Origin of the sequence: Micromonospora sp. WMMC250 (assembly GCF_027460215.1) — a bacterium.
In the GTDB taxonomy this organism is placed as follows: domain Bacteria; phylum Actinomycetota; class Actinomycetes; order Mycobacteriales; family Micromonosporaceae; genus Micromonospora; species Micromonospora taraxaci.
In genome coordinates this window covers 5172117-5188916 of record NZ_JAPZBJ010000002.1, presented here as the reverse complement: position 1 = coordinate 5188916, position 16800 = coordinate 5172117, and the positions used below count along the sequence as shown (strand labels likewise).

General features: G+C 70.5%; 14 protein-coding genes. 8 read left to right on the top strand and 6 right to left on the bottom strand.

What is annotated here, in order from left to right; genetic code table 11:
* Positions 1-131: 131 nt before the first annotated feature.
* The 8 genes from O3438_RS23405 to O3438_RS23370 all read left to right on the top strand — a co-directional run bounded on the left by O3438_RS23405 (position 132) and on the right by O3438_RS23370 (position 8817).
* Positions 132-3362 carry a S8 family peptidase gene (locus O3438_RS23405; protein WP_269681920.1) on the top strand — a complete coding sequence of 1077 codons (3231 nt, stop codon included), beginning with the start codon at positions 132-134 and terminating at the stop codon, positions 3360-3362.
* A 69-nt stretch (positions 3363-3431) separates the two neighbouring features.
* A complete protein-coding gene (locus O3438_RS23400) occupies positions 3432-4112 on the top strand; it encodes a class I SAM-dependent methyltransferase (protein WP_332367466.1) in 681 nt (226 codons plus the stop codon).
* A 170-nt stretch (positions 4113-4282) separates the two neighbouring features.
* Positions 4283-4618 carry a hypothetical protein gene (locus O3438_RS23395; protein ID WP_269681918.1) on the top strand — a complete coding sequence of 112 codons (336 nt, stop codon included), beginning with the start codon at positions 4283-4285 and terminating at the stop codon, positions 4616-4618.
* Positions 4619-4639: 21 nt separating this feature from the next.
* Positions 4640-4945 (top strand): pore-forming ESAT-6 family protein, encoded by a 306-nt coding sequence (locus tag O3438_RS23390; RefSeq protein WP_269681917.1) that lies wholly within the window; start codon positions 4640-4642, stop codon positions 4943-4945.
* A gap of 41 nt (positions 4946-4986) precedes the next feature.
* Complete coding sequence (locus tag O3438_RS23385) at positions 4987-5346, top strand: DUF6507 family protein (protein ID WP_269681916.1); 360 nt, start codon at positions 4987-4989, stop codon at positions 5344-5346.
* Positions 5343-7715, top strand: a complete 2373-nt coding sequence (locus O3438_RS23380; RefSeq protein ID WP_269681915.1) for a YwqJ-related putative deaminase — start codon at positions 5343-5345, stop codon at positions 7713-7715. The genes O3438_RS23385 and O3438_RS23380 overlap by 4 nt, the downstream gene beginning before the upstream one ends.
* 5 nt (positions 7716-7720) lie before the next feature.
* Positions 7721-8056, top strand: coding sequence for a toxin-antitoxin system YwqK family antitoxin (locus O3438_RS23375; protein ID WP_269681914.1), 336 nt, complete (start codon positions 7721-7723; stop codon positions 8054-8056).
* Between the two features lie 65 nt (positions 8057-8121).
* Positions 8122-8817 carry a hypothetical protein gene (locus O3438_RS23370; protein WP_269681913.1) on the top strand — a complete coding sequence of 232 codons (696 nt, stop codon included), beginning with the start codon at positions 8122-8124 and terminating at the stop codon, positions 8815-8817.
* A gap of 4 nt (positions 8818-8821) precedes the next feature.
* Here the strand turns inward: O3438_RS23370 and O3438_RS23365 are convergent, their stop codons facing one another.
* The 6 genes from O3438_RS23365 to O3438_RS23340 all read right to left on the bottom strand — a co-directional run bounded on the left by O3438_RS23365 (position 8822) and on the right by O3438_RS23340 (position 16769).
* The gene (locus O3438_RS23365; protein WP_269681912.1) at positions 8822-9799 is read right to left on the bottom strand and encodes a DUF6177 family protein; all 978 of its coding nucleotides are present in this window, start codon (positions 9797-9799) and stop codon (positions 8822-8824) included.
* The gene (locus O3438_RS23360; protein ID WP_269681911.1) at positions 9784-10143 is read right to left on the bottom strand and encodes a hypothetical protein; all 360 of its coding nucleotides are present in this window, start codon (positions 10141-10143) and stop codon (positions 9784-9786) included. Before O3438_RS23360 ends, O3438_RS23365 begins: the two co-directional genes overlap by 16 nt.
* Entirely contained in the window at positions 10143-14048 is a 3906-nt protein-coding gene (gene eccCa, locus O3438_RS23355; RefSeq protein ID WP_269681910.1) for a type VII secretion protein EccCa, read from the bottom strand. Before eccCa ends, O3438_RS23360 begins: the two co-directional genes overlap by 1 nt.
* Before the next feature lie 69 nt (positions 14049-14117).
* On the bottom strand, positions 14118-14921 hold the full coding sequence (locus tag O3438_RS23350) for a MinD/ParA family ATP-binding protein (RefSeq protein ID WP_269681909.1): 804 nt from the start codon (positions 14919-14921) through the stop codon (positions 14118-14120).
* Positions 14922-15189: 268 nt separating this feature from the next.
* Complete coding sequence (eccD, locus tag O3438_RS23345) at positions 15190-16518, bottom strand: type VII secretion integral membrane protein EccD (protein ID WP_269681908.1); 1329 nt, start codon at positions 16516-16518, stop codon at positions 15190-15192.
* Complete coding sequence (locus O3438_RS23340; RefSeq protein ID WP_269681907.1) at positions 16515-16769, bottom strand: hypothetical protein; 255 nt, start codon at positions 16767-16769, stop codon at positions 16515-16517. Before O3438_RS23340 ends, eccD begins: the two co-directional genes overlap by 4 nt.
* Positions 16770-16800: the final 31 nt, after the last annotated feature.

Below are 16800 nucleotides of genomic sequence, written 5' to 3'. Positions count from 1 at the left end.
CCGTCGGGGTGGACCGGCCCGAGCAGCGCGGGGCTAGTTTGTGACCACCGTCACACCGAAGTGATCAACCTGACGACCGGGCCAGACGTCAACGTGCCGCCCCGGGAGAGGCCCGTGGCGGAGAGGACGATGTGCGACGACGGCAACGACGCGCCCTGACAGCCGGCGTACTCGCGACCGTGCTGGTCACGGCGGGCCTGACAGCCCAACCGGCGAGCGCGCAGGAGCAGCCGACGGCTGCGGTCTCCGGCACTCCCGGGACGTTCACCCTGATCACCGGCGACCGGGTTTCGCTGGACGCCACAGGCCACCCGGAAATCCAGCGGGGACCTGGGCGGGCCGCCATGCGTTTCGTCAACAGCCGGGAGGACGGCCACCAGTACGTCGTCCCGGTCGACGCGATGCCACTGCTGCGCGACGGCCGGCTCGACCGGCGGCTGTTCGACCTCACCACGCTCGGCGAGTTCGGCTACGACGACCGGGCGGCCGAGTTGCCGCTGCTGGTCGCGTACCCCGAGAACAGGCCGGCGCAGGCGCGGACCGCGACCGCCGAGGGTGACGGGCGGGTGCGGGCCGACCTGCCGGCCGCGCACGCACTGGCGGTCCGGGCCGACCGTGACGACCGGGTCACGCTCTGGACCTCGCTCACCCGCGGTACGACGTCGGCGCGCACCCTCGCCGCCGGGGTCACACACATCTGGCTGGACGGCAAGCGCGAGGTCTCCCTCGATCGCAGCGTGCCGCAGATCGGCGCGCCGGCGGCCTGGCAGGCAGGGTTCGACGGAACCGGCGTCACCGTCGGCGTGCTGGACACCGGAATCGACGTCGACCACCCCGACTTCGCCGGGCACCTCAACGAGGTCCGGGACTTCACCGGCGGCAACGACCCGAGTGACGCGGTCGGCCACGGCACCCACGTGGCATCGACGATCGTCGGCAGTGGCGCCGCGTCCGGCGGCAGGTACCGAGGTGTGGCACCGGGAGCGAAGCTGCTGGTCGGCAAGGTCTGCGCCACCACCGAATGCCAGGACTCGGACATCATCACCGGCATGCAGTGGCTCGCTCCGCAGGCACGGGTGGTCAACCTGAGCGTGGGCGGCACCGACGCACCCGGTCTCGACCCGCTGGAGACCGCGGTCCAGGAGCTGAGCCACCGCCACGGCACCCTCTTCGTGGTGGCGGCCGGCAACGAGGGCAAGCCGAAGTCGATCTCTTCGCCGGCCTCGGCCGACGACGCCCTCGCCGTCGCCGCCGTCGACGCCGACGACCAGCGGGCCTACTTCTCCAGCCGGGGTCCGCGCGTCGGCGACAACCACATCAAGCCCGAGATCAGCGCGCCCGGCGTCGACATCGTGGCCGCCGCCCCCGGTGGCGACTACGCCACCATGTCAGGTACGTCGATGGCGACCCCGCACGTGGCCGGCACCGCCGCCATCCTCTCCGGGCAGCACCCGGACTGGACCGGCCCGCAGCTCAAGGCCGCCCTCATGGGCTCGGCCAAGCCGACCGGCGAGGACACCGTCTACGAGCAGGGCGCCGGCCGGGTCGACATCGCCCGGGCTGTCGCCCAGCCGGTCGCCGCCGACGTCGCCGCCATCGACTTCCCGGTCCAACCCTGGCCGCACGCCGACGACACCCCGCTCACCCAGGTCGTCGGCTACCGCAACACGGGAAACACCCCGGTCACCCTGACCCTGTCCGTCGCTCCCGCTCCGGCCGGCATGCTCACCGTCAGCCCGGCAACACTCGTGGTTCCGGCCGGTGGCCGCGCCGAGGCGACGATCACAGTGGACACCCGGGTGGACGCCCCGGACGGCGTCTACCAGGGGGCACTGACCGCGAGCGGCGCAGGCGACCTGCGGGTACGCACACCCTTCGTGCTCAACCGCGAGATCGAGAGCTACGACGTACGGCTCGACCACACCGGCCGGGACGGCAAGCCGGCCACCGAGTACACGACGGTGGCGGCGAACCTGACCACCGGAGAGTTCAGCACCCTCGCCGCAGCCCCGGGTGGCGGCATCCTGCGGCTTGCCAAGGGCCGCTACGCGCTGTACAGCACCATCCACGAGGGTGACGTCTCGACCATGCTCGTCCAGCCGGTGCTAGACGTACGCGGCCCGGTCACCGAGGCGGTCGACGCACGGAGCGCCAAGCCGGTGGCGGTGACAGTGCCCGAGCGCGACGCCGCAGCCACCTCGATCAACGTGAGCGCCAACTGGGACGACGGCTTCCGCTATCCCGGCGTGCAACTCAGCGGGGTGTCAGTCGCGGACGTCTTCTTCGGCCGGATCGGACCGGCCGTCGCCGCACCTGAGTTCACCGCCACACTGGGCGTCGGGCTCGCCCGGCCGGGCCGCGACGGCACCTTCCGGAACAGCCCCTACACCTACGACCTGGCGTACGTCAGCAAGGGCGACATGTTCACGGGCCTCGCCAGAAAGCTGTCACCGAAGAGCCTCGCCACCGTCCGGACGACCTACCGCAGCCAGTCCACGACGACGACGGCAACCCGGTTCCACCGCGCCTCGGCACCCGGCGGCTCCGGCCCGATCGGTTCGAGCACCCCTGTCGACCTGCCGTTCCACGGCACCGAGTACTACAACACCGAAGGCGGCATCATCTGGACGTCCACCCTCGTCGAGGGGGACAACAGCACCACCCAGGAGTCGACCTTCACGGCAGGTAGGTCGTACACCCAGACCTGGAACGCGGCGCCCTTCGGCCCCACCGTGGCCCAGGCCCCGGCCCTCGCACCCCTGGGGTACGCCGGCCGCGACGGTGACACCATCTCGGTCGCGGCGCTGCCCCTGTTCGGCGACGCCATGGGCCGCCCGGCGAGCCGCGACGACCGGCCTACGCAGATCCGCCTGCTGCGCGACGGTAAGGAGATCGGCACCTCGGACAGCCCCTGGGTGGAGTTCGCGGTACCCGCCGCCAAGGCCGCCTACCGCCTGGAGGCCACCATCACCCGGGGGGCCCCGGACACCCTGTCGACGTCGGTCTCGGTGGCCTGGACCTTCACCTCGGCGTACGCGGCGTCGCCACAACGGCTGCCACTGACGACGGTCCGGCCGATGCCCGTGCTCGACGACACCAACACGGCCCGGGCAGGCCGGATCATGACGATTCCGGTGACGCTGGACCGGCAGGCTGACTCGAAGGCGGCGGCGAACCGCTCGCTCACGGTGTCCGCGTCGTTCGACGACGGCCGCACGTGGGTCGCGTTGCCGGTGCTCCGGGACGTCGCCCTGATCAGCCATCCACGGCGGCCCGGATTCGTCGCGCTGCGAATGACCGCCACCGACACGGCCGGCAACACGGTCACCCAGACGATCAAGCGGGCCTACCGGATCGCCTGATGGCAGCCGGGTCCGGGGCGGTGGCCGCGTCGGCCGCCGCCCCGGGTCGACCCCTGACACACCGCACCGGTGACCGAGGACACGGTGCGCGGATCCGTCCGGCAGGGTGGAATCAGATGCGTGAGCAGAGCAAACACCACGAGTGAGGATGGGACGCGCGCTCTGCCGAACCGCCGTCCGGCTTCCACCGACGGTGACGATGCCCCCACGCCCGACGAACCGGTGCGAGAGACCGCAGCGCACCGACAACGCTGGGCGGTGGAGACGATGGCCGTCGCACCCGACGACCGGGTGTTGGAGATCGGCTGCGGTCGAGGAGCAGCCGTCTCTCTGGTCGCCGACCAGCTCAGGACCGGCCGGATCATCGCCGTCGATCGCTCGGCGACGATGGTGCGACTCGCCGCCGAACGGAACGCGAGCCACATCGACGCCGGCAGGGCCGAGATCCGATGTGCCGGCTTCGAGTCCGCCGACCTCGCCGCTCACCGCTTCACCAAGATTTTCGCGGTGAACGTCAGCCTCTTCTGGTTGGGCGACGCCACCCAGCACGTCAACCGGGTACGAAGCCTGCTCGCGCCCGGTGGGCAGCTCTACGTCTTCGGCGAGCGACCCAGCGCCGCACACGCCACCGCGAATCTCGCCGCTACCGAATTGCTGCTCCAGGCCCACGGCTTCGCGACAACCAGGTCGAGCGTCGTTCGCGGCAAGGGCCGTGTGCTCACCTGCGTCAGCGGCACACCGAGCGATTAGGTCGGGGCGCGCCTCCCCATTGGTTGCCGCCATTTGCGGGACTTAGCGGGGCAAGGACTGCGCAACCGTCAATTTGATCTATCGCCCCCGATGCATGCCCCATCTGGCTTGCAGAGGTGTCGTAGCATTGACCGCGAACGTTATTCATCCCGGCTCGGGGAGGGAGCGGCATGAAGTTCGACATGGGGGCGCAGACTCTCGGCAGCCTCGCGAAGCAGACGCAGGGGTCGTCAGATGATCTCGGGAGTCTGATCAAGCAGTTGATCGCCGCCGCCGAGCCGTTGCAGGGCAACTTCAACGGTGCGGGTCGGGTGGCTTTCGACTCGTTCAAGGCCAACGCTGATTCGATCACCGCCGCGCTGAATTCTGCCTTGGGCGCGATTCTCGGCGGCCAGAGCGGAATGGATTCCGCGTTCGGTCAGGGTGACACCGAGATGGCCGACAACGCTTCGTCGGCGGCGGGGACCGCCAACTTCGACGCCGCCAGGTTCTCGAGCAGCCGCTGATCCCGGGGGAGTGGGCAGGTTATGAGCACGGACCGACGCAGTTTTGACGTGAGCACCTCGCAGCAGGTTCAGGGTGACCTCGCCGGGATCATCGCCCGGTTGGAGGCGGTGATCTCGCAGCGCAGCGCCGACGTCTCGGCGGCGATGGCGGACTTCCAGGCCGATGGCGTCTCGGAGGAGTACCGGACGGTCGAGGACCGGTGGAACCGCGCCGCGAGTGAGGTGCGCACGATCATCGATCTGGTCAAGACCACCATGGTGAAGAACGACGACACGGCGACGACCACGTTGTCCAAGGCGCGCACGGCGGTGCAGTCCATCGGCTGAGCCGGGCTTCTACTTACCAGTGTTGACGAGGGAGCACTAGCGTGAGCGCCTGGAATATCTCCCCCGGTGGAGTGCGTGACGTCCTGAATCGCACGCATGCCGCGGCCGCCCCGTTCGAGGGGCAGATGAAGAACTTCAACTCGGCACTGGAGGGTTCTGCCGTCCAGTCGAGTTCGGAGATCGTCGGGCAGGCGCTTCAGGGCTTCGTGGAGTCGATCCGTAAGGACCTCGAGTTCGTGTTCACTCGCACGGGGGCGTGTATGAATGCGGCGGCGCAGGCGACGAACGCCTATGTCCAGGGCGATCTGGACATGGCAGCCAACGCGCAGCGCAGCGCCTCGGCGGCACCCGACCCGTCGGCCACGATGCCGGGCCCGGGCCGTCAGGCGGTGCCACGATGATCAATCCGGGTGAGATCCCGCAGATCCCCGGCAACATGGAGTTGTTGGCCACCCACGCACAAACGATCAAGACCACCGGCGTCGACTTCGCCAACACCGGCCAGGCTGTCGACACCACCTGGCAAGGTCTGGCCGCGGTCTACGAGGCGCCGGAGGCGGCACAGTTGTTCGCCGCCTCCGGCCCGATCCGCACCGTGTCAGCGTCGGTCGGCGAGGACGTCCAGGCCGTCGGCACCGCCCTGGCCACGTACGCCAGCGAGGTCAAGGAGATCAAGGCCCAACTCGCCGCGCTCAAGAGTCAGGCCGAACAGTTCGTCGCCTCCACCAACGGCGACGAGGACTGGCGCGAGGACGAAGGCAAGGTCGACAAGCACAACGGGTTGATCTCCGCGGTGAACACGCAGGTCGCCGCGTTCTTCGAAGCGCAACGCAAGTGCGCCAACACCATCAACGCCCTCTACGGTGGCCGCCAGTACCGGGCCGACAACGCCGACGGCACAGTCGAAGACGGTGAGTACGGCTTCGACGCCAACACCCTGAACGCCGCGGCGGGTGAGGACGGGGCGCTGCCCTGGGGCAGCACCGAGGAACACGACCGTGGCTTCCTCGGTGACGTCGGCGCGTTCTTCGGCGGCGTCGGCGAAGGCTTCGTCACCATGCTCGGAGACCTCGGTGCGCTGATCGGCCGTGACCCCACCACCGGCGAATGGAGCTGGGACACCGCCGGTCAGTCCTGGCTGGGCCTCGGCAAGTTCGTCTGGGCGGTCTCCATCTACATCAACCCGGTCACCATCGTGATCGACCAGACGGTCGGCATGCCGTTCATGGAGAAACGCGAAGCCGGCAATCTCCTGCTCAACGCGGGTAAGACCATCATCGCCTACGACATGTGGGGTGAGGACAAGTCGAGGGCAGGTGGCCTCGCCGCGTTCAACATCGTCTCCGCCGTCGTCGGCACCAAGGGCGCCGCCTCCGGCCTGCGCGGCGCCGGCGCAGCCGTCAACAGCATCCGGGGCGGCGCGACCGCCGCCCGCATCAGCGCCGGACTGGTCCGCGCCGGCAACTGGCTCGACAACCTGCCCACCGTGGGCGAGGTCGCCATCAACTTCGCCAAGAAGTTCGACATCCAGATTCCGCAGCTCGGGCTGGTGCCCTCGATCGCCGGCGACGTGCCCACCACACGCGGCTTCGACGTCGAGATGCCGAACGAGCGCGGCGGCAATCCGATGAACATGGACGGCGGCAACCGTCCCGGAGGCAACAGCCCTGGCTCCGGCACCAACCTCCCGGGGGACACGCCGCCCGTCAGGGACGTGCCAGGCGACACCCCACCGGTCAGAGACCTACCGGGCGACACCCCACCGGTCAGAGACCTACCGGGCGACACCCCACCCGTCAGAGACGTGCCAGGCGACAACCCGCCGACCAGGACCCTGCCGGAGGACAACACCCCGGGCAACGTCCAGGACAACACCCCGGGCAACGTCCCGGACGACACCCCCGGCAACGTCCCCGACGACACCCCCGGCAACGTCCCCGACGACACCCCCGGCAACGTCCCCGACGACGCCCCCGGCAACCTTCCGGACGACCCCCCCGGCAACCTCCCCGACGACACCCCCGGCAACCTTCCGGACGACACCCCGGGCAACACGCCGGACGACACCCCCGGTAATACCCCGGACGACAACAGGCTGCCCGACGGGACACAGCGCATACCGAACGACCGCACCGTTCCCCAGGAACTCGGCCGGGTGGAGGGTGACCTCACCCGCGACGCCGACGGTCTCATCACCCACGTCGACGGCAAGCCGCTGGATGAGTACCTGCGTGACACGGCCACCCGACGCACTGACGAGATCCGGAACATGCGCACCAACGGCGAGTTCTCAGCGAAGGACGCGGGGCCGGTCAACTCGGTCGCGGTGGACCTACGCACTGGCGAAATCTTCGAGGGTGTCAACGGACGTCCGCGCGACGTCATCCCCGACGAGAATCTGCACCCGGTACTCCGGGATCGCCTCGATGAGATGCGCGCCAACGGCCCGTACCCGCAGTACAACCGCGACGGCACCCCGATGATGCGCGACGGTGAGCAGGTAATGACCCCGTACCCGCACGGTGACAACCCGCTGCGGCACGCCGAGGTCAAGGCCGTCAACGAGATGTTGTGGCGGCGCGGTGCGGACGTCGATGCCTCGGTGATGTCCGAGTTCCGTGTCGACAACCGATTCCCGTTCCGAAACGAGGGGCCAGTGCCCGCCCCATGCTGCGCGAACTGCCATAGGCTGCTGGCGGGTACGCCCAGCAACGCCGGGCGTCTCACCTATGACAGTGGCCACCCCGACAGCGCGTTCATCCCGGAGTAAGCACTATGCGAGTCGATTACGACGACGTCGAGACCGAGGACGACCTGCGGGTGACCTACCAGGGCGAGCCGTTCACCGGCGAGGTGGTCGAACGTTCGCCGCAAGGTCAGGTCATCGCCCTCACCACGTACTTCGAGGGCATGGAGGACGGCCCTTCGGCCGAGTGGTACCCAACCGGCGAGCGCAAGGCTGAGGGCAACGTCCGCTACGGCACAGCTGTCGGCGTCCACGAGGAGTGGCACCGCAACGGCAACCCCGCCAGCCGGGTCGAGTTCGACAACCAGGGCAGGATGCTCAGCCGGCAACGCTGGGCCGAGGACGGCACGCCGATCGAAAGCTAGGTGGCAGGAAGCTGAGCGTGTCCGCCTGGACGTAGCCGATACGCACGCTGCGGAGTTGATTTCCGGTGACCGGTCCCTGGGTTGCCCCCGAATTGCTGGCCGCCCTGCCACTCCCATGGCGGTTGGCGGATCCCGTCGAGCGTGGCAAGGCGACGCGAGAGCTGCCGCCCGACCCACAGCAGCGGGCTGAGGCCGTACGGGCGTTGGAGTTGTGTCTCGCCCACCTGGTGGACGTCAGGGACCGCTACGGCGACGAGACCGACTGGGGTCTTCCCCGGGCGTTCTTCGACGACTACTGGTTCATCCTGTACGCGAAGCTCAAGCAGTCGATGCCGACCCTCGTCGACGTCACACCCGAGAAGGTCCGTGACTGGGCCGAGGCGTACCTGGACGCGGGGGCCGTCTTCGGCGCGACCTGGACGACGCCGCCGGACGACGTCGTCGACAGCATCGGTCGGTCCTGGGTCTTCTTCATCCTGCAGGGGGCGACGGAGAGTCTGGTCCGGTGGCTCCGCCAAATCGGGCCCGATCAGCTGGACGATTCGGAACGAGCCCGGGTGGTCGACCTGCTCGAAGAGGCCACTCCTCGCCTGCAGTGGCCCCTGACGATCATCACCATTCCGACGATTCTTGATCTCGGCGGCCCCGACCAGAAGAGCTACTTCGACCGCCTGGCCAACGAACCGGCTCTGCATGAGAAGACCCGCGCCGAGGCGGAGAGTGTCAGCTCGTTCCTCGACCGCGCACACGAACCGCTCTAGTCGGTCAGCCGGCGCCCTGGCCGGCGGTGCTCAGGCCGTACCTGCGCAACACCGCGGTGAGGTTCTCGTACGGGGCGCCCGGCCCCCGGTCCACCCTGTACCACCACGCGCGGCGCGCGCCCCGGCCGAGCGCCCGGCCCGGGATCACCTCCGGCTCGGAGTCGAGCGCCTGTTCCTGACGGCCAACCAGGATGCCCAGCGGCAGCGCGGGGAGGCTCGGCGTGCTGGACCGTAGCCCGCCGGTTCGGCCCGGGTGCACGGTCACGATCATGCTGCGTACTGTCGTCGCCAACTTCTCGGCGAGTGCCTCGACCGTCTCTTCATCGACCTCGGACAGCGGAGGGCCGGCGAGTCGGAGCTGTTCGCGGACGCCGACGTCGACCCGCTCGACAGTCAGGACCCCGAGCAGCGCCGAACGTCGCTCCCCGCCGACGATCGCCACGCTGGATGGTGCCGGTGCCCGCGTACGGCAGAACGAGGTGAGCTCGCGGCGCGACCACCGCTCGGTGACCGGCTCGGCGACGCCCCACCCGACCGGATCGTTGCCGGTGAGGGCGCGTACGGCGGCCTCGGTGCTGGCGCCGAGGTCCAGAGCCTCGGTGGCCGGGTGCAGCGTGACGATCTGGATCTCCAGACCGCCGGACCAGGGTACGGCGGTGGGCAGCGGACCACCGGTGTGCGACCCGTTGGACGCCGAGAAGCATCGGCCGTCCCAGTGCAGGGGCAGCCCGGTGAGCCCGTCGCGGTACTGGTCGCCGGCACGCACCACCCACTGCCCCTGTGCCTGCGCCAGCATCACTTCGAGCGGGTACGTGATGGCGCCGTCGGCCGGTGTGACGAGTTGGAGCAGCAACCCGTTGCGGACCGCGTCGACGGCCGCTTCGGCGAGCCACGGCGAGAGGCCGACCACCGCTCGGTCCTGGTGCAGGACCACGGCCCGGTCGGTGATCGTGTCGGTCGCGCCGGTCATCGGTCCGCCCATGTCAGTCCTCCCGTTAACGAGACCAGCGCGGTGGTGAAGCGGCGGGTCACCTCGGCGGCCCGCGGGTCACCGTCCGGTGCCCGGCTCTCCACCCACCAGACTCTGCCGCCGAAGGAGTCGTCGAGCGTGACACCGAGCAACCGTTCCGCCTCCCCCGGCACCTGGACCAGCCGCGCGGTCTCGACGGTCAGCAACAACCGACCGTCGGCAGGGTCAAACAACTGCACCAACCCGGCAGAGTCGACAGTGTCCATCTTGAGGTCGGAACCGACCGCGACCAGGGCACCGATCATCGTGGCGGCGTCGGGCTCGGAGCGGCACAGGGCCACCGTGTCGTACGTCATCAGTGCTCCTTGGTCTCGCCGAGGTACGCGGTCTGCGTCATGCGTGGGGGGTGACCGGGGCGGATGAGCTGCCCGCGCCCCACCGGCAGGACCGTCGGCCGGACCCCGGTGAACAGTTGCCCCTCCGTGCGGTCACCGGACATGAGCAGGCTCAGACAACCGGCCTCGCGCACGGCCAGTGGGAACGGCTCGAACAGGCCGCGCGAGGCGCCGGCCACCCGACGTGTCATGACGACGTGCAGCCCGGTGTCGCGCGCGGCCGCCACGTAGGGGACGAACGCACCGAGCGGGTGGCTGGCCGATGCGGCGAGGATGTCGTAGTCGTCGATGAGCAGCACGATCCGTGACCGCGCCGAATCGGAGGGCTGCCTCTTCGCGAGTTCCTCGCACACCGCTGCCGACAGCTGCTGGGCGAGCGTCGCGTTGGTGGCGTATCCGCCGCAGTAGGCGTCCGGCACCACGTCGGCGAGCCCTCGACGTGGATCGAACACGGCGAACACCAGGTCGTCGGATGAGTACTGCCCCATCAACTCCTCGGCCACGAGCCGCAACAGGTTCGTCTTACCGGTACGGGGGTCGCCGAGGACGAAGAAGTGCTGGTCCTGACCGAAGAGGTCGAGCACGGCGGGGGTGAAGTCGCTCTCGAACCGGCCGAAGGGCACCACCCCGTGCCCGGCCGGCGTGTCGGCGAGGTCGGCCAGCGGAAGCACCGCGGGGAGCACCCGCACCGGTGGTGGCAGTGGGCCCGACCACGACCCCCGTACCGATTCGGCCGCCGCGACCAGGCCGGCGTTCGCCGGATCCGGCTGACCGTCGAGGCGCGGCAGAGCGATCTGGGCGAACAGCTTGCCGCTGGTCAGCGCCCGGCCGGCCTGGTCCGACGGGATGCCCCGGGCCAGCCTGCCGTCGATGCTGGACTCGGCGGGTTCGGTGAGCCGCAGCTCGATGCGGTTGGCGAAGGCAACCTGTTGGGCGGCGCGAACCTCGTTCCACCGCCGGGCGGTGCCGACCACGTGGATGCCGTAGCGGCCGCCTCTGGCGAGCAGGTCGTGCACCTTGGGTTCGAGGCTCTCGAACTCGGTGTTGAGCTGGCCGTACCCGTCGATCAGCAGCACCACGTCGACACACCCGACCTCCGCGCGTACGCGTTCGTCGGCGGCCCGGAGGTCGTCGATGGTGTCGAACTGGTGCTGGGTGTAGATCCGCTGGCGTTGCGCGAGCATGGCGTGCACCTCGTCGACGGTGCGGCGGATGCGCTCCCGGTCTTCGCGAGCAGCGACGCCGCCGACGTGGGGCAACCCGGTCAGTCCCGCCAGTCCGTTGCCGAGCAGGTCGATGCCGTAGATGCCGACGTCGGTCGGACGGTAGGTGGTGGCCAGACCCAGCGCCAAGGTGCGCAGCGCTGTCGTCTTGCCGGTGCCGGGGCCACCGAGCACGAGTGCGTTGCCACCGCCGCTGGCCAGGTCGACCAGCCAGGGGCCCTGCCACTGACGGGCCGGGTCGTCGAGGCGTCCGAGTGGTACCCGCAGCCCGGTGCCGGACTGCCCGGCGAGGTCCAGCCGGAGCCCTTCGGGGGTGCTGCGGATCCCGTCGGCCACCTGGACGAGGGTGAGGGCGGGTGGCAACGGCGGCAGCCAGATCGCCTGGACGCGCTGGTCACTCGTGGCCATCTGCTCGACCACTGTCGACAGCAACGTCGGGCCGGTGGTGCGCCTGGTCGCCTTCGGCTCCTCGGGGACGTCGTCGTCGGTCTCCCGGCGGACGGTGCCGAACACCGGCATCGGCTTCGCCATCGGGCCGACGATCGGGGCGAGTTCGGCGTCCGCTCCGTCGGTGAGGGGACCGGACACGTAGGCGGCCTTGAACCGCTGGTAGATCGAGACGTCGACCTTCAGGTACCCGTTGCCGGGCAGAGGAGGAAGCTGGAACGCGTCGACAGTGTCGAGGACGGTGCGCGACTCCATCTCGGTGAGGGTGCGCAACCCGAGGCGGTAGGCCAGGTAGTTTTCCAGGCCGCGCATCTTGCCCTGCTCGACCCGTTGGCTCGACAGCAGCAGGTGCACCCCGATGGACCTGCCGATCCGCCCGATCCGCAGGAACAGGTCGATGAACTCCGACTTGGCGGCGAGCAGTTCGCCGAACTCGTCGATGAGCACGAGCAGGTGCGGCAGCGGGGGCAGGGTGCTGCGCTCGCCCTGCACCGCGCGCAGCAGGTGGTACTCGACGATGTCGGTGACCTTGCCTGCGTCGGCGAGCAACTGCTGGCGGCGCTGCACCTCGCCGTCGAGACTCGTGTACATGCGTTCCACGAGCGCGGCGTCGGCGACCAGGTTGGTGATCAGCCCGGACACGTGCGGCATCTCGGCGAACGGTGCGAACGTCGCACCACCCTTGTAGTCGACGAGCACCATCGCCAACCGTTCGGGTGGGTGGCTCGCCGCCAGGGCGAGGACGAGCGTCCGCAGCAACTCGCTCTTGCCCGACCCGGTGGCGCCGACACACAGCCCGTGCGGGCCCATGCCGAGCTGCGCGGATTCCTTCAGGTCGAGCATCACCGGGCGTCCCACCGGGTCGACACCGATCGGTACGCGCAGGAAGTCCCGCTCGCCCCTGGGCCGCCACAGCGTGGCGAGGTCCAGATTCATCGGATCGGACAACCCCAGAAGGTCCTGGAAGTCGGCCGGCGGCGTGCCGGTGCCGTCGTCGTACGAGTCGGCCGACAGTCGCAGCGGTGCGATCCCCCGCGCGAGGCCCTCCACCAGCGGCACCGGCACCTCGTCGACGGCGCCGACCACTGTCGTCGGCGGCGACGCGGTGAGGTCCTCCAGGACGAGCGAGCCGCCGTCGATGGTGATCCGCCGGGAGATGTCGCCGGGCTCGTGCAGCCGGTCGGCGAGCAGGTGGACCACTGTGACACCGAGGCTGCCGAGGCCCACGAACTGGTCGGGGCTCGCCAGCGCCCGGGCCACCTGGCCGTGGGCGTCGTCGATGACCAGCAGCCGCGACCGCGTACGGGCCTCGGCCCGTCCGGCGTTGTGGCGGAACGACTTGAGTGCGCTCGTTGCCCGCTCCTCCAGGTCCCCGGCGAGGAGTTCGGCGAGCGTCTCGGGTGCGGTGACCAGCAGCGGGGTCGGGCCGCTCGGACCGATCGAGGACCGGTCGAGCAGGTGCGGCAGCCAACGCGCCCACTGCCAGCTCGTCGCCCGCTCCGGCGTGGTGACGATCGCGAGCGTCACGTCGTCCGGGGCGTGGAGGGCGGCGACCTGGACGAGGATGGCGCTGGCGAGGGCCACCACCTCGTCTCGGTCCGGTGAGATCACGCTGACATCGCCGGCGCAGTCCAGGTCGACCCGGAGCGGTAGCCCCGGCGTCAGTTCGAATCGGCGCATCAGGGACTGCGCCTCGTGGCGCATGAAGGGGTCGAGCGGGTTCGTCGGTGTGCTCTGTTCGCGCAGTTGGATCGGCCGCACGGGTAGCGCGCCCATGCCCACCCGTACCCGCAGGAAGTCGATGTCCGCGCGACGACGCTCCCACAGGCGCGCCGGGCTGCGGATCACGTCGAGCAGCCGGCTGACCGGCGGATCCAGCACTGTCGCCTGTTCCTGGAGGCGCTGCTCGTCCTCGCGAAGCTGCTCGCGTAGCTCCTCCAGGTAGTCCTGGTACCGCTCGCGCTGCACCCGACGCTGCCGACCGGCCTTACCGAGCTGGGTGAGGTACATCGCCCCGGCGGCGGCCAGCGCGACGACCATGACCACCGCGCCCAACGCCGCGAAGCCGGAGCCGCGCATGAACATCATCATGCTCATCGCCACGCCCGCGCCGGCCATCGGCAGCAGCGCCTGGAGCCCCACCGCGGATCGGCCGTCGGGAAGCTGCGGTGGCGCGTCCAGCACCAGCGGTTCCATTGTGGATACCGGCCTCGCGGCCCGGGTTGGGCGGTGCACCATACGCGTCGACATCAGGGCGTCCTCCGGTCACATCCGCCGGGCCGTGGTCAGCGCGAGGCCGGCCGCGCGGGTCGCCTCGACGAGCGTCGCCTCGCCGATCCGCGACGGCATGATGAGCGCGCCGCCCGCCAGGTGACGGTCGTAGGGCAACACCACCACCGGTACGCCGGTGTTCTCGATCAGCTCGCGGGCGGCGTCGCCGAGGAGCGCGGTGCGCCCGTCGGGGTTGCTGGTGCTCAGGACGACCACCACCCGTGCCAGCCACGCCCCGTACCCGCCGTCGACGATCCGGCGCAGCGCCTGGTAGGTGGCCCGGACACCGTCCGGCGTCCCCGCGGCGACGAGCACCACCGAGTGGGCGTCGGCCATTGCCGCCGCCGAGGTGCGGGACTCCAGGCCGGGCGGGCAGTCGACGACGGCGACAGCGAAGAGCCGCGACAGCGCCCGCGTCACCTCGCTGCACAGGGTCGGGTTCGAGGTGCCGCTCGGCAACACCCACAAACCCGTTCCGGTACGCGGAAGGAGCGGCTCGAGAGCGCGGAGGTCGCCGCCCCGAGCGGCGATCAGGTCGGGCGCGAGCCGTTCCAGAGGCGGTTCGCCGGGCGCGCCGAGTCGCCAGGTCAGCGACCCCTCGTACGGGTCGGCGTCGGCGACGAGCACCGGATCCGCCCGCCGCGTCGCGAAGACCGACGCCAACACCGCGGCCACAGTGGTCTTGCCCGCCCCACCGTGTACGGAGGCCACCGCGATGCGCCGGCCGGTGTGGACCGGCACCTGCACCTCGGCCGCGAGGTCGGCGAGTTCCCGGGTTGCCCGGCCACTCGTGAACATGCGGCTGGCGGTGCGCCAGAAACGCCGCAGGGCCGGGTCGCCAGGGAGGACGCGCCGCACGAGCGACAGGTCGTCCGCCTCCGACCTCGCCGCCTCGCCGGGCGTCCGAGGGGTCGGAGCCGGTCGGGCCGGTGCCGACGACGGCGGGCGGGGGGCCGCGGCGGGGGTGGTCGAGCCTCTCGTCAGCCGCCGCTGAGGTGGGTGCGATCCGTGCCCCCCGGAATGGGTCGGCCCGGGAACCGGTGGAGCACTCATGCCACCGCCTTAATCAGAACGTGTCGAGTAGTCGCGAGTAGAGCCCGAACACCCCGACCGCGACGGGGACCAGTGCCATCACCGTCAGCGCCTCGACGCGGTCGGCGTACTGCCGGGCTCGGGCCAGAGCGTGCGACGGCGGCCGGTAGGCCAGGATCACGAGAGTCGCCGCGCAGAAGGCCAGCGCCACGAGCGCCGGGCCCCACCACAGGCCGGGGGCATCCCGTGCCCAACGCGTCAGCAGGCCGCCCGCGATCACCAGCGCGGCAGCCACCAGCCCCACCACCTCGACGGTCAGCGGGAACGCCCGCATCCGCAGCAGCAGGGCGGCCGCCACCAGGGCGGCCAACACCAGAACCCAGGGACCCGCCGCGGCGGCCAGGACGAGGCCGCCGAGCGCAGCCGACGTCGCCGTCGCCAGCGTCGCCACGGCCAGCCCACGATGTGCGGAGTCGACTGCGGCCACCACCGCGACGCGGCTCACCACGTCGTCGTTGCTCCGCCGGTCGTCGAGGCGGGTGAGCCCGGACGCGATCATCGCGATCCGGGGCAGCAACCCCAGCATTCCCACGGACACGACAGTCAGCACCGCAGCGACGCGCTCGGCGGGCACGGCGAACGCCAGGGGTACGCCCCAACCGGCCACCAGGATCAGCAGCGTGCCGCCACCGAGGAAACCAGCACGGCGGTTGCCCGTCACCGCTCCCACAGCGATGACGATGCAGCCGACGCCGATGGCCCAGAGCGCCCAGCGCAGGGTGCCCCCGCTCGTCAACCCGGGCACCATGGTCATCGTCATCGCGGCACCGCTGAGCAGGGCTGCGATCCCGACGGCCCGTCTGCCTACCAGCCCGACGACAAGGCCGGTCAGCGCGACCACACCCCCGACGGCGCTGACCCCCACGGGCCCGAGTTGCGGGGCGGCGAGCACCGCCGCCAGGCTGGCGGCGACCAGGCAGACGGCGGTGGCGGTCCACATTCGTGGGGCGAGCCCCCATCGTCCGTGGCGCCGGGCAAGGTCGTCGCCGACCTCGTCGGCGACGTCGTGCACGATCGCCGCCGGTGGCGCTTCGGAGATCGGGTCGACCCGCAGCATCGCGCCGTCGGCGACGGCCGCCTGCCGCAGGCTGCCGGCGGGATCGAGCACTGTGCCGTCGAGGGTGCTGATCTGGTAGCCCCGGGAGTCGTCCACCGGCTGGTGCCCGACCATGGCGACGATCTCGGGCAGCAGGAGGCCCAGCGGCTCGTCGGCCGGCAGCACGAGGTCGATGCGACGGCGCGCCCCGGCCAGGGTCACCCGGCTGAGTTGGCCCGCGGCGGTGGGAGGCTGCGTCTGGGTCATCGCGCCCCCTCCGACTGGACCGATGGTGGGTTGCGCGCCTTCTGCTGGTCGGCGATGACGCCCTTGAGAAAGGACCAGCCCACACACCCCGCGCAGGCCACGGCCGCCAACACGAGCCCGATCCGCAACCAGCGGAACCCGTCACCGGTGGCCCGAACGCGGCGCTGCCTGCCCCACAGCAGCAGCTCACGCATTCGGGCACGGCGGACCGCGACCGACTCGATGAGCTGGGTGTCGTATTCACGAGCCACGGCCCGATTCTATCCACGATCGCTAATCCAC